Below are 11,996 nucleotides of genomic sequence, written 5' to 3' on the forward strand. Positions count from 1 at the left end.
GATGCGCTTTGACGACGACACCGAACTCTTTACCGCCATGCGCAACCGGCTGTTTACGGCCGTGGTCGGCGATATACTCGACACGATGGGCTTGCAGCACCAGTTTTTGCCGCCACAGATTCGCGCGCTCCGAGACGACATGGTCGCCATCGGGCGAGCGATGCCTGTTCTGGAAGCAGATTTCTTTGCATCTGCCGAAACGGGCGGAAACTCGGATATTAGCGGCAGGCCTTTCGGCCTGATGTTCCACGCGCTCGACAGTTTGAAACCCAACGAGATCTATGTGTGCTCCGGCGCCTCGCCGCGTTATGCGGTCTGGGGGGAGCTGATGTCGACGCGGGCCCTTCAGCTCAAGGCGGCAGGCGCGATCTGCGATGGCTATTGCCGCGATAGCAGCGGCATCCTCGCCCTCAACTTTCCGACCTTCTGCTACGGATCCTATGCGCAAGACCAGGGACCGCGCGGCAAGGTCGTCGACTACGGTGTCGCGATCGAGATCGGCGGGATCCGCATAAGGCCCGGCGATATCCTCTTCGCGGACCGCGACGGCGTTCTCGTCGTTCCACGCGAGGCAGAGCGGGAGGCGATTACGCTTGCGCTGGAAAAAGCTGAGACCGAGAACAAAGTCCGGCTGGCGATCGAAGCCGGCATGAGTACCGTGGAGGCATTTGAACGCTTCGGCGTCATGTGACGATCCGAGGCCGTTTCCTTGCGGCTGCAGGGTTGGCGGCGGTACATTAGAACGAAAGCTGGCTCTATCGAAGACAGGGCAACAGCCGGCGGTCTCGCACAAGGCTGCCGCCAAGGCAGAGCGCGCAGCAAGAAAGGCCTAGCCAGGGATAAGGATGCCAATCGCCGCCATTCCCATGATGGCGGTTGCGACCCAACCGAGCATTATGAGTGTTCGAGGGGCGGTGAAGTCGCCCATCACCGATTTGCTCGACGCGAGAAGGATGACAACGACCATGAGCGGTACCGCCACCACGCCATTGATGACCGCACTCCAGAACAGCGCTTTCATGGGACTGATCGGTGAGTATTGAATGATCATTCCTGCAAGCACGCTGACTGCGATCACACCATAGAAGCCCCGCGCATCCTTAAATCGCAGCTCGAGCCCCTCTTTCCAGCCCATGGCTTCGGAAAGAGCATAGGCACCTGAACCAGCCAGAACCGGCACGCCGATCAGACCCACGCCCAGAATACCGAGAGCAAACAAAACGAAGGCGAAATTGCCTGCGAGCGGCTTCAGCGCGCTTGCGGCTTCGGCTGCCGTATTGATGTCGGTGACGCCGGCCACGTTCAATGTCATGGCCGTCGCCAGGATGATGAAGTAGGCTGTGATATTGGAATAGAACATGCCGCTCCATGTGTCCCAGCGAATGCGTCGCAGTTCCGTGTTGGCATTGGGCTGATCGGCGATGAGCGAGACGCCACCCCACTTGCGCTCCATATCCTCGACCTCTTCCGACGCCTGCCAGAAAAAGAGATATGGGCTGATGGTGGTGCCGAAAACGCCCGTGACGACCGCCGCGACGTCAGAATTAAGCGAAAGCTTCGGCCAGATTGTTCTCATGCCCACCTCGCGCCAGGGAACATGTATCGTGAACAAGACTGCGGCATAAGCGAGCAATGACAAGGTCAGCCATTTCAAAAAAATCACATAGCGATGGTAGGGAATGAAAATCTGAAGCAGCAATGTGCACGCGACGAAGAGTATGGTCATGGCGTGGCGCCCAAACCCGGTGACCAGTTCTGCGACCTCTCCCATGGCGGCGACGTCGGCGGCAATATTCAGGATGTTGGCAATGAGAAGAAGAAGCACCACGCCTTGAAGGATGGCCGGTGGAAAGGCAAGCTTGATGTTGGCCGCCAGCCCCTTTCCGGTCACCCGACCGATGCGGGCACACATGGATTGGATCGCCGCCATCAACGGAAATGTCAGCGGCATCGTCCACAGCATGTTGAGCCCGAACTGCGCCCCAGCCTGCGAGTAAGTGGCGATCCCGCTCGGATCATCATCGGCGACCCCGGTGATGAGGCCCGGTCCTACGCGTGCAAGCGGATGCTCCTTCAAGCGGGACCAAAGCAGGTCGATGATTTTCGCGCGTCGTGTCGAAGCAATATTTTCGGAGGATGCCATATGCGCCTCATCTCCAATCGGAATAAAACCAAGAGATTCATCGAAGTAAATTGGCGTTGCATCGCCGACGAACATGAACCTGAGCTGCCAAACTGGGCACGCAGCCCCATCCAGCTGATAAGCTCATCGCCGCCGAGCCAACAACAGCGCGCTTTTATTCACCTCGCAGCACGCTAACCGCTCCTTACGATTGCCTTTCGCACAAAGGCCGACATTGCGTTGGATCAAGAAGCACGTCCGATGATTGCCATTTTGCCGCCGAAATCGCACGGGCCGAATTGCCGATGCCGCCCTCACCTCTCATGCGCGAGAAGCTGTCCAATTCATCGGATCATCAACACAGCGTCGCAATGAATATCATGTCCCGGACGCAATGGCGGTTGGCCCGTCATCAGGCTCATAGCCGCTGCGACACACTCCGAACATAGAGTGGATAACAAGCAAGTTGCCTTCATTTGATCGCGATCAATGCCGGTCTTTCCGATGTGGAGTTATCCTCGCGGTAATCCCATTCCGCCCTGCATTCTCGGAAGAAATGCGGGTGCGCCGCGATATCGGAGGAAGACGATGACCCATGAGCCCGTCATCACACGAAATGAAGAGGCCCTCCTCGCCGGTGCTGGCTGCGTGCCGATGGAGAAGGATCGATATGATTTCCGCCTAAGCCGCCTGGATAATGCACGTTGGCAGATCGACGCCGTTTCTGCACGCGCGGAGGCGTGGATGCGCGAAACTTTGGCTTATCCCCTCGCACAATCCTTTGCCGGCGAGATCATTGTCGATGTGCTGAGCGCGGATCGGTTGCTGAAGGAGGCGCATGCGAGTGGGCTGAAGACCGAATTTATCTGCTGCTCCGGAACAGACACTTTCTAGAGGCGCATGATGTACACACGGATCATTTGTGCAATCGGTCTTGGATCCCGCGAGCGTGCCGAGCATATTCTGAGAACCTCGTACTCCTTGCTGGCTCCGGGAGGGGAGCTGACGGCCGCGCACATCGTCGAGCGCTTCCCAGCGGGGCAAGAGAGCCCTGACGGCTGGGCAATCTCGATGATAGGCGAGGCCGAGGAAAAGCTTGGCACATTGTGCAGACGCCTGGATATCCCGGCTTTCATTCATGTTCGTTCCGGCCCCGCCGCACGGACACTCCTGAAGATTGCCAAGGAGAGAAATGCGGAGCTGATCGTCGTCGCCGCCCATACCTCCGACATATTCGACCGCATATTCGGCTCGACCGTCGACCACGTCGTGCGTCACGCCCGAGCTTCCGTTCTTATCGACCGGATCGGCGAAGGCGAAGATGACGACTAGGGCTTTAAATTTGACAGTCCCTGGAATGCGATCAAAGCAAGAGCGGATAGCCTCCCTAGGACGTTCAAGCCTAGCACGAATTCGGCTTTCCGGTGGCAGAAACGGGCATGCTCAAGCTCGTTTCGGCCGATATCATAGATGATCGCCGCAAAACCATCGCTTCCCGCCCGCGAAACAACATTTTGCTCTTGAATAGAGATCGAACATGCGACCCGGCGATCAGCACAGGGACACGATTGATTTGCGCTGAATTTTTCGGGCAGCGAGAATCTCGAACTGCTGAGCGAGTGGCGGCGCAGGCGCCATAGCGTGATGCGCGACTGGTTTCCTCGAAGGGTTCACACCGCTTAAAGTTTATTGAACGTAAAAGGTACCAAATCGACTTTATCACATGTCCCATAGCCGATCAGCACGACGTTCCTATGGTTCGAATATAGCAAGTATTTTCCCGTCGTCCGATTGAGTACCTCGTGGTAGCGTTTTTTAGACGCCGATCCATGATCGGCAAGAACCAGTTCGTCGCCTTCGACTCTCAATTTTTTGAGTTCACCACCAGGTTCTTTCCAGACGCGTTGTTTTGTATTGATCGTGTACTTTCTGGTCGCTGAAAATCTGTGCCTTGGCCCTCCCACTCCCTCTATTTCCTCAAAATTCTCGCGACACTCGATGGTGAAGTAGCTCTTGCGGTTAGAAGGCTTGGGGGATTCAAACGCTGACTTCGAGGGGGCTTTGGGAAAAGAGTCTGGATCGAGAAAAACGATAGCAATGTCAGTCTGAGCAACTTCGATTTTGTGTTCAGCCGGGTAAATCGGTGAGGCATGGAGGGCAATCGCCGGAAGGGTCCATGCAACAAGCCGAATTGCAGCCGAGACCACCCGCGTGTGGATTGAAACGTCTCCCATGGATCGACCCTCTCCAATGAAGATATTGGAACTCATCATGTATACACTTTGGACATGAGCCGAAATATACGTCATTAAATCCTAGTGAAACTTGTTATTATCCTTCATTACTACTCCTTTCGAATATGTTTCTGCATACGAAATTGTAACTCGGAAAGACATAAGACTTAATTTTCATGAAGACCAATAGAAGAAATTTGCCATCAAGCGGCGGCGCAAGCCATCACACCTCGTCGACACTTCTTACGACTTCGGCTTCGCCGACATAGCCGTCAATGAATCCGCGGTGCGTGAGCCAGACTCGGCACCTTCGTCACCGGTCCGCGCGATCCGCCTTGGGCGGCAACGCGCCTTGTTCAACACCTGACTGCCGATGAGATAGCCGCTGACAGAGACGAGTGCTCCGCAGCGTTCGGGCCACAGTGCTGCAACGATGTCGACAGCAAGCGCCGCCCGTTGACCGGCGCGGGGCGTCTCGGCTGGCCTGCCCCCTTGGGGGATCCAGCTGGAATGTTAGTGCATGCTTGGCCTGCTGGCCACCGCTCTCGCCAGCCAAGAGCCAGTTCCCGGATGCGCTCCTTGATGCTTCAGCGGAGCGCTCCGTAATTTGTCAAAGCAGCGAATAACGAGTGCTCCGTTTCGAGAAAAAGCCCGATCCGCAACCATTGCCGAACGGATGTCGAAACCAACGGTACGGAGCCAGTCCTCGATCCCGCAAAAAACAATAAAAAGACGAACAGAGAGGCCAAACAGCGTCGCGCATCTCAAACGACTGATGACGACGGCCTCATTTGAGCGCATGCTTAAGCTTCGGCTGGCCCCTGGGGTCGGCTCTACCAATTTCAACGATCAAAGGATCGCCCCAATGGCCAAAGGACAAATAAGAAGCAATCGCGAAGCGCGGAAGCCGAAACAGGAGAAGGCGGCGGTGAAGACAGAAGCAAGCTTCGCCGGCCAGATCAAGGCCGCCTCGAGAAGCGCCCCGCAGGGCGGCAAACACAAGAGCTGAAGCCCACGCGGAATAGCGCTAGGACGGGCGGTCACGCTTGCCGAGCTGACGCCCTCTATAGACCTGTTCCGAAATCCAGGAGATCCGGCGACGATGAACATCGTTCATGCGATCTACCGCTTTGACGATCCGCTATTCCTCATCAGGTCCGCCACAATGATGGCCGCCGCGTTCCTGGCAGGCGTCGCCATGCACGGAATTATTGTTTGATCGAGACCATCGACAGCAACCGATACCCTCTCTGCCGATTGTCCCACTTTAGCGTGCCTCCGTTCGAGCGAAGAATGGCAAAACCTTCCAAGTGATTGAGCGCTTTTGCGCGGGCTACCGCAAAATCTGCGGCTGGATCACTTTCTGGCGGAAATCAACAAACTGCTTATGCTGCGATACGAATCGTAGCTCTGGAAAGGATACGAACCGCCGGCCCGACGTTTCAGACAACCCATAATCCTGATACGCGTTTGAGAACATTACGTTTTAGACCAGCCTGATCTATGAAGCTCGTCTTTCGGCATTTTGGAGAGAAGCATTGCCGAACCTGCCGTCGGTCACCGTAGTTTGGCGCCCTCAATCTGATGCCGAAGCGCGCAAGATATTTCATCAGGCGGTCTGTGTCATTACTACTTTTCTTTTCCAATCGCGAGATCGCAAACAAGGTTCTGCCGGCAGAGCTCGCCGTCGCATGTTCCCGACAGGTCTGAAGAACTGTCAAGGGCTGCATCACGCGATGGCGCTCTTGCTCAAAGATAAGGGAGTTTGATCCAAGTCTTCAAATCCCATCGCAAGAGGCACCGTCCCTGGCGGTTCGGGTTCAGGCTCATTTAAGCCGCCGATAGAATACGGTTGAAATCCGCGGCGGAAATGGGCCGCACCGCCGATTGTGCTTTGCCCGAAGTCCGTCCGTCTTCAGTCAAGACACCACGTTCAATTACTTCATCAGAGCCGCTGAACGGAACAGGATTGATAAAATCAAGATAACTGCCAGGTCCGATAAGCGCCAGATAAATGCCATTCATCTTCGGGTCAGGGATGACTTGGGCGCTCTTTGCTATGGCAAAAAAAGCATAAAGGACTGAAGGCGCTCAGCGTCCGGTGGACCTACCCTCATCGCCTTCGTCATCCGCCGAACTCAAGGTTGGGTACGATCGCCCGTAGCCATCGCTGCGCGGGATGAACGTCGTTGCGCCGGTGCCAGGACATGTTAAACGCAACCGGCCCGAGGTCCAGCGGCGGTTGCGACACATATACCTTGTCGGCATAGCCAGATGCGCGCACCACGCCCTCCATCAGCGTAGCGACGAGATCGGAAGAGGCGACAAGCGCTGGGGCCGCATAGAGCTGTGGCAAGGTCACCGCCAGCCGTCGCCGCAGGCCCTGTTTTGCCAGCGCCGCATCCACCGTTCCGAAACGCTCGTTTTCGGGTGAGACAAGAAGGTGCGACATGCGCATGAATGATTTCAGCGTCAGTAGCCTTCCCGCTTCGGGATGGTCCTTGCGCAGGATGCACACGAAACGCTCTTCAAACAGTGGCTGGCTGAGAATACGTCCGACGGACGTGTGCGGAACACCTATGGTGATATCGGCTTCACCTGCGTCGAGAAGAGTGATGGCATCGTCCCGATGCACGAAATTGCGCATCCGCAACACGACGTTTGGGGCCAATTGCCGAAGCCTGGCAAGAAGCTTTGGCAAGACCACGAAGGCGGCATGCTCCGAAAGTCCGATGGAGAACGTTGCCGTCGAGCTGGCGGGCTCGAAGATTTGCGTGAACTCCAATGTTCTCTGGATCTCGGCCAACGCGTGCCCAAGTGGCTCGGCAAGATCCAGTGCACGCGGTGTTGGCTGAAGCCCGTCTGGACTGCGAACGAACAACTCATCCCCCAGTAGCGCCCGCAGGCGCGACAGCGCGGCGCTCATCGCGGGTTGGGTCCGCCCGATTCTGATGCCAGCGCGGGTTACGCTACGCTCAGCCATCAGCGCGTCAAAGGCCACCAGCAAGTTCAAGTCTATTCCGTGTAAATCCATAAGATGAATGTTAATGCATATCCATAATCAATTTCAAACATGGCTTGCGGAAAGGTACTGATTTTTGATCGCAACTAAGGAAACAGCGACATGACAGATGGGACCCTCCAAGCCACAGGCGTGAACGAGCAAGATCTCGCGACCCTGAACACGTTCTATAAAGCCTTCGCAGGGCATCCTGACCTACTCGACGACTGCGTTACGGCCGACTGGCAGGACATTCCGCTGGCACCGGACCAGGAGCCGGGACGTGAAGGCGCCAAGCCTTTGATCTCTGGGTTTTCCGCAGTCTTTGCCGACCTCAAGATCGAAATCATCGAGATGATCGGTATGCCGGGCAAGATCGCCGTTCGTGGCGTGATGACGGGCCGCCATATCGGCGAGTTATTTGGCGTCGCGCCGACCGGCAAGAGCTTTTCCCTGCCGATCCATGAGTTTCACACGATCGAAAACGGTCGTCTGACGCAGACATGGCACATGGAAGATTGGCTTGGCTGGTTCGCGCAGATGGGCGCATGGCCACTTTCCAAGTGAGGGGTAGCCTCACAGCCCTGCCTCAGCCCCCCGAGGCAGGGCCATTTACCGATAAGCAACCGGGGCACTCGCCTCAGCGTAGAAACGCCCCGGTTTAAAAAGTGCGTCGAGCGCTATTTCGAGCAAGTCCAGCTCACGACGTGGCAGCCGCTATCATTTTCTTCACAGTTCGCGATCGCGATGTCTCGTGCCTGGTTGCGTCTTGCGCTCCAACCCCAGCCGTAGCCCCGTTCACTGCCGACAGCGAGTGCGCCGCACGCGTTGCGGAAATAGACGACCACCCTGCAATCATCAGCATAGGAAGAACACGCCGACAACGCTTCCTCCTCAGCACCAGCTCGCGAAGAATAGTTATGAGAAGAGCCGTAGGAGCCTGTGTCTCTCGAATAGGCAATCGCCCCAAATTGGGCCGCGGAAGCAATGCCCGTGCTAAGAGTGATTGCCAGCGCAGTGGTTGCTGCAGTCAATTTCAAAGATGTCATGTTTCTAGGTCCCAAGTAAAGGTGGACGGTCGTCACACCCGTTTGTAAAGTGCGTCTCGCCTACTGTTGTGAGGTGGTCATCGAAAGCTTTTCCCTTAATGTCGAGGTCTGTGGAACTCCTGCGTCATATGGCGATCAAGGGTTTAGCCGCCTCCACTCGGGCCAGCACTGCATCGATGGCGGCGTATTCGACACCGGGAAGATTTTCGGAGCTCGGGCTGACAAAAATGGGGCGGGCACCATGGTACTCGCCCCATCATTCGCAAATGGGTGCGGCTTAGTTAGCGGCCGGCGCCGCCTGGGTGGTCATGCATTCGGACAGGCCCATGAAGGCCTTCTCGCCGCCCTCGATGCTGAAATCGACGGTGGTGCTGTTGGCGGTCAGGCTCAGCGACTTGCCGCTGGTCAGCGCCGTAACGGCCTCGGTCGTGTTCGGAACGTCGATCGTTGCCGTTGCTGCCGTGTCGGCAGTCGACGAGAAATTCGTGGCCGTGCCGCCATCGATCGACCAGGAGCCGGTCACCTGGTCACCCTTTGCGAAAGTGAACTTCGAAGAGTTGGCAAACAGGACGACCTTGTCGCCAACGGCGAGAAAGCCGACACCTGTCGCGCTGTTCTGAGCGAGGCAACCGGTGAAGCTGTCGCCATCTTTCAGCGGCGTGATGGAGAAATCGGCGGCATCGACGGACGCAGTGGTCAGAAGCATGGCGGCGAGGGTCATGGTTGTCAGGCGAAGTCTGTTCACGGCATTTCCTTCATGAGCGGGTAAAGGGATGGAGTGCTTGGTTACAAAAACCTCCAACCCGGTTTGGACGGGACGGAAAATCTGCGTTCAGCGAAACGGAAGCCTCGCCAAAACCCTCAGGAGTTGTCGCATGGATTGTCACTTCCACTTATAACCCGGCAAAATGTTTTCACTCCAATCCTTAAACAGAAAGTACTGGATATTTTCGCGGTTCATTTCTGGGCTGATTTGCCATTCTTGACGGCGAACGCTTCTCTGGGTAACGGCGAGCAGGAGCCTCCATGGATTGCCGCCACATCGCCAAATTGATCGCACAACACAACCAAATCCTCAGCGCAATCCGACATAGACCGAGAGTGCCACCTCCTCTGCGCCACGTACCCCGATGTTGAGTTTCGCGAGATTTTTGACCCCTAATTACAATTTTGCACTAACCCGTCTGGACCGACCTAATATCTTGAAAAGATCGACGCTTCGCAGACAGAGGTGGAGCATGCTGGCCGCCGATCTTCTGTCGAGCAGTCGAGACCCTGCAAATCAGGTCACATCTGCTGATACATGAGCATGAGGTGTTCGTCCTGCCGCAATCGTTCGTTCACCATCCGCCGCTCGAACGGCTTTCCCAAAAGGGCCTTGCGATCCTCGATCCGAAAAAGCGTCTCGCGCAATTCTTCTGCGCGATCCGCGTCTTTGAGCACCGAAAAAGACCGGGGGGCGCTAATCTCCTTGAGGAACTCCATCACCGTGGCCAAATCGTCATCCAACTCATAGCCGAGAGCATCGTCCAACCGCGACACTCAGATTTCAGGCCCGCCGCTATCCTCCGGCGGGCAATTGCCGTCGCCGCCGATACAACAGGGATAGCGTGTCCGGGGTTTGGGAGAACGGCGCTCTTCCAGCCGAACTTCATGCTCCCAGGGAATTTTGAGATCGTACTCGTGCAAAAACCGGCCGCCATTGCGCAGTTTCAGCGCGTCGCGCATGATGTCGGCGGATTCGGCGGTCAACTCCCATGAGCCGTAGCAGACCGTGTGAACGATGAATTGATACAGGTGGATACCGGCCCAGCCCATCGCGACTTGAAGCACGCCATGAAACTCGCGCAAGGTCATCGTCGACGGCACCTGAACCCGACGCCACACCATCGGGCTCAGCCCCTTCAGCCAGATCCGGAATTGCAGGATCGTCGCCGCCTCGTCGGGCCTTGAAGCATTTGCGGTAGATGATAACCGGCGTCTCCGGCGGGTCGCTTTCAAAAGTGAAGGCCTCGGCGATAATCGTCACCAACCTATACCCCATTCACTCAATCCCGGCGCCTGCCACACAAATCCTTATGCTCTCCTAATTCAAGTTCATTCGCTGATGGCGTCGCTCAAGGGCGCCGCAGCCCCAGACGATGCCAAGCAGCATGTAAAGATGGCGCCAATGGTCGGTATCGATGACGTTGCCAATGCCGACATGGCCGAGAATGACGATCCAAGCAATCATCACATAGGGCTGCCAAGGTCGTTCTCTCAGGAGGTTGCGGAAGCCGATATAGATGGTCCAGCTGATCATGCTAACCCAGCAGAAGAAGCCCAGCCAGCCATAGGTAGTCAGCGTCTTCAGCCAAGTATTGTGCTCGTCTTCTTCGAACATCTGACCAAAAACCAGCGGCCCCAGACCCAAGGGCCGCTCCATCGACAGCGAGAAGCCGAGACGATGGCGCTCGAAGCGGCCGAGATGTCCGCCGTCATATTCCTGCACGAGCTGTAGGCGCGTCGAAAACAGGTCGCTGACCTGCGGAAACTGCAGCGCAATGACGAGTAGCACGACCATGAGGATGATCGCCGTCAGCGACATCACCAGGATGCGCAGCCGGAACTTGTTGCTGCGGTGCTTCAACAGCATGCAGAAGATCAGCATCGCTGAGGAGAAGGCAAACAAGGCCCATGCCGCGCGCGAGAAGGACAGGAAGATGCCGAAGGCCAGGACGAGAAGGCAGACCGCTTTGATAGGCGCCTTTTTCAAGTCGCCGATCAAAAGGCCGTGGATCAGATAGAGACTGGGCGCTGCGAGATAAGGCCCAAAGACGTTCGGATCCTGGAAGGCGCCCTTGGCACGATCATAGAGGGTGAAAATGTCGAAGCCAGGAACGGCGTGGAAATAGCCGAGGATGCCGAGGCTCGCCGTGATCAGCGCCGCCGCCACCCACGTGTTGAAAATCAGCTTCAGCCGTCTTTCGCTATCTTCGATGATGGCCGCATAGAAGATTGAGCTCAACGCGAGGAAGGTCGAGACGGCAATGTAGATCGGGCCATCGAGATGATTGCCGGCGGTAAGGTTGTACATTTGCGTGATCGAGAGCATCCCGCCGACATTGAACGTCAGAAACAGGGCCAGAAGCGGCGCGACGCTGCGCGAGATTTTCAGTCCGAGAATGAACCATGTGCCGATGAGAAAGGCAAGCCACAGCTCGTAGGGTGCAGGCTCCGCGATGACGAAACCCGACAGGAAGACCCCGATGGCGACACACGCCGTCCCGATCAGTCGCCAAGCGGCGAGCTGCGGCTGCGCGACGCGGGACGGTAGGAGCTCCGTGGCGGTCAATAGGCGTTTTCCGTATTGAGCATACTGAACGGCGTCAGGAGTCTGATCGTGTTAGCTGTGCTAATTTCGTCCCAGCAGCCGTTGAACTCGGCTTCTATGGTGGATGCCAAGTACCGGACAATATTTCGCTTTGACAAGGGCATTATTTTATCGCTCTCACCATGAATAGTACAGTACTCATCATTGACGATTTGAAGTTAACGAACGTTAAAACAGGTTCGAAGACTATTCCGACCGGTGGCAGGAAGGAGCTCAG

At 56.5% G+C, this 11,996-nt stretch carries 13 protein-coding genes and 1 pseudogene; 5 read left to right on the forward strand and 9 right to left on the reverse strand.

The window, feature by feature from the left end:
- The first annotated feature begins 1 nt into the window (after window position 1).
- Window positions 2-691 carry an RraA family protein gene (locus tag RHSP_RS16610; protein ID WP_004119506.1) on the forward strand — a complete coding sequence of 230 codons (690 nt, stop codon included), beginning with the start codon at window positions 2-4 and terminating at the stop codon, window positions 689-691.
- A 138-nt stretch (window positions 692-829) separates the two neighbouring features.
- Here RHSP_RS16610 and RHSP_RS16615 read toward each other — a convergent pair whose 3' ends face one another.
- Entirely contained in the window at window positions 830-2,218 is a 1,389-nt protein-coding gene (locus tag RHSP_RS16615; RefSeq protein ID WP_004119508.1) for an NRAMP family divalent metal transporter, read from the reverse strand.
- Window positions 2,219-2,710: 492 nt separating this feature from the next.
- Between RHSP_RS16615 and RHSP_RS16620 the strand changes: the two genes are divergently transcribed.
- Window positions 2,711-3,016, forward strand: coding sequence for a hypothetical protein (locus RHSP_RS16620; protein ID WP_004119510.1), 306 nt, complete (start codon window positions 2,711-2,713; stop codon window positions 3,014-3,016).
- A 9-nt stretch (window positions 3,017-3,025) separates the two neighbouring features.
- Complete coding sequence (locus RHSP_RS16625) at window positions 3,026-3,454, forward strand: universal stress protein (RefSeq protein WP_004119513.1); 429 nt, start codon at window positions 3,026-3,028, stop codon at window positions 3,452-3,454.
- Between the two features lie 347 nt (window positions 3,455-3,801).
- Here RHSP_RS16625 and RHSP_RS16630 read toward each other — a convergent pair whose 3' ends face one another.
- Complete coding sequence (locus RHSP_RS16630; protein ID WP_004119515.1) at window positions 3,802-4,356, reverse strand: hypothetical protein; 555 nt, start codon at window positions 4,354-4,356, stop codon at window positions 3,802-3,804.
- Between the two features lie 607 nt (window positions 4,357-4,963).
- On the opposite strand from RHSP_RS16630, the gene RHSP_RS34665 reads away from it, so the two are divergent.
- Window positions 4,964-5,365 carry a hypothetical protein gene (locus RHSP_RS34665; RefSeq protein ID WP_157385360.1) on the forward strand — a complete coding sequence of 134 codons (402 nt, stop codon included), beginning with the start codon at window positions 4,964-4,966 and terminating at the stop codon, window positions 5,363-5,365.
- A 715-nt stretch (window positions 5,366-6,080) separates the two neighbouring features.
- Here the strand turns inward: RHSP_RS34665 and RHSP_RS33655 are convergent.
- Both RHSP_RS33655 and RHSP_RS16640 read right to left on the reverse strand, forming a co-directional pair.
- Window positions 6,081-6,426 (reverse strand): annotated as a pseudogene (locus RHSP_RS33655) (HNH endonuclease); the annotation flags it as partial.
- A gap of 55 nt (window positions 6,427-6,481) precedes the next feature.
- Entirely contained in the window at window positions 6,482-7,390 is a 909-nt protein-coding gene (locus RHSP_RS16640) for a LysR family transcriptional regulator (RefSeq protein WP_037152470.1), read from the reverse strand.
- Between the two features lie 90 nt (window positions 7,391-7,480).
- Here RHSP_RS16640 and RHSP_RS16645 point away from each other — a divergent pair, with 90 nt between their 5' ends.
- The gene (locus tag RHSP_RS16645; protein WP_004119521.1) at window positions 7,481-7,924 is read left to right on the forward strand and encodes an ester cyclase; all 444 of its coding nucleotides are present in this window, start codon (window positions 7,481-7,483) and stop codon (window positions 7,922-7,924) included.
- 113 nt (window positions 7,925-8,037) lie between these two features.
- Here the strand turns inward: RHSP_RS16645 and RHSP_RS36030 are convergent, their stop codons facing one another.
- From RHSP_RS36030 to RHSP_RS16665, 5 genes are all read right to left on the reverse strand, one after another.
- Window positions 8,038-8,406 (reverse strand): DUF4189 domain-containing protein, encoded by a 369-nt coding sequence (locus RHSP_RS36030; protein ID WP_081615325.1) that lies wholly within the window; start codon window positions 8,404-8,406, stop codon window positions 8,038-8,040.
- A gap of 277 nt (window positions 8,407-8,683) precedes the next feature.
- Entirely contained in the window at window positions 8,684-9,151 is a 468-nt protein-coding gene (locus RHSP_RS16650) for a hypothetical protein (protein ID WP_004119524.1), read from the reverse strand.
- Window positions 9,152-9,693: 542 nt separating this feature from the next.
- Window positions 9,694-9,948, reverse strand: coding sequence for a hypothetical protein (locus RHSP_RS35300; RefSeq protein ID WP_004119528.1), 255 nt, complete (start codon window positions 9,946-9,948; stop codon window positions 9,694-9,696).
- Window positions 9,949-10,407 (reverse strand): plasmid pRiA4b ORF-3 family protein, encoded by a 459-nt coding sequence (locus RHSP_RS35305; protein ID WP_200863266.1) that lies wholly within the window; start codon window positions 10,405-10,407, stop codon window positions 9,949-9,951. It abuts the gene before it with no gap.
- Window positions 10,408-10,492: 85 nt separating this feature from the next.
- Window positions 10,493-11,740: an O-antigen ligase family protein gene (locus RHSP_RS16665; RefSeq protein ID WP_004119534.1), complete on the reverse strand. Its 1,248-nt coding sequence runs from the start codon at window positions 11,738-11,740 to the stop codon at window positions 10,493-10,495.
- Between the last annotated feature and the right edge of the window lie 256 nt (window positions 11,741-11,996).

This window comes from Rhizobium freirei PRF 81, from assembly GCF_000359745.1.
GTDB classification, from domain to species: Bacteria; Pseudomonadota; Alphaproteobacteria; order Rhizobiales; family Rhizobiaceae; genus Rhizobium; species Rhizobium freirei.

Excerpts from the sequence above, each read along its gene's own strand:
- RHSP_RS16610 (WP_004119506.1), top strand. The coding sequence starts at position 2 with ATGCGCTTTGACGACGACACCGAACTCTTTACCGCCATGCGCAACCGG.
- RHSP_RS16645 (WP_004119521.1), top strand. The coding sequence starts at position 7,481 with ATGACAGATGGGACCCTCCAAGCCACAGGCGTGAACGAGCAAGATCTC.
- RHSP_RS16640 (WP_037152470.1), bottom strand. The coding sequence starts at position 7,390 with ATGGATTTACACGGAATAGACTTGAACTTGCTGGTGGCCTTTGACGCG.
- RHSP_RS36030 (WP_081615325.1), bottom strand. The coding sequence starts at position 8,406 with ATGACATCTTTGAAATTGACTGCAGCAACCACTGCGCTGGCAATCACT.
- RHSP_RS16620 (WP_004119510.1), top strand. The coding sequence starts at position 2,711 with ATGACCCATGAGCCCGTCATCACACGAAATGAAGAGGCCCTCCTCGCC.
- RHSP_RS16630 (WP_004119515.1), bottom strand. The coding sequence starts at position 4,356 with ATGGGAGACGTTTCAATCCACACGCGGGTGGTCTCGGCTGCAATTCGG.
- RHSP_RS16625 (WP_004119513.1), top strand. The coding sequence starts at position 3,026 with ATGTACACACGGATCATTTGTGCAATCGGTCTTGGATCCCGCGAGCGT.
- RHSP_RS16615 (WP_004119508.1), bottom strand. The coding sequence starts at position 2,218 with ATGTTCGTCGGCGATGCAACGCCAATTTACTTCGATGAATCTCTTGGT.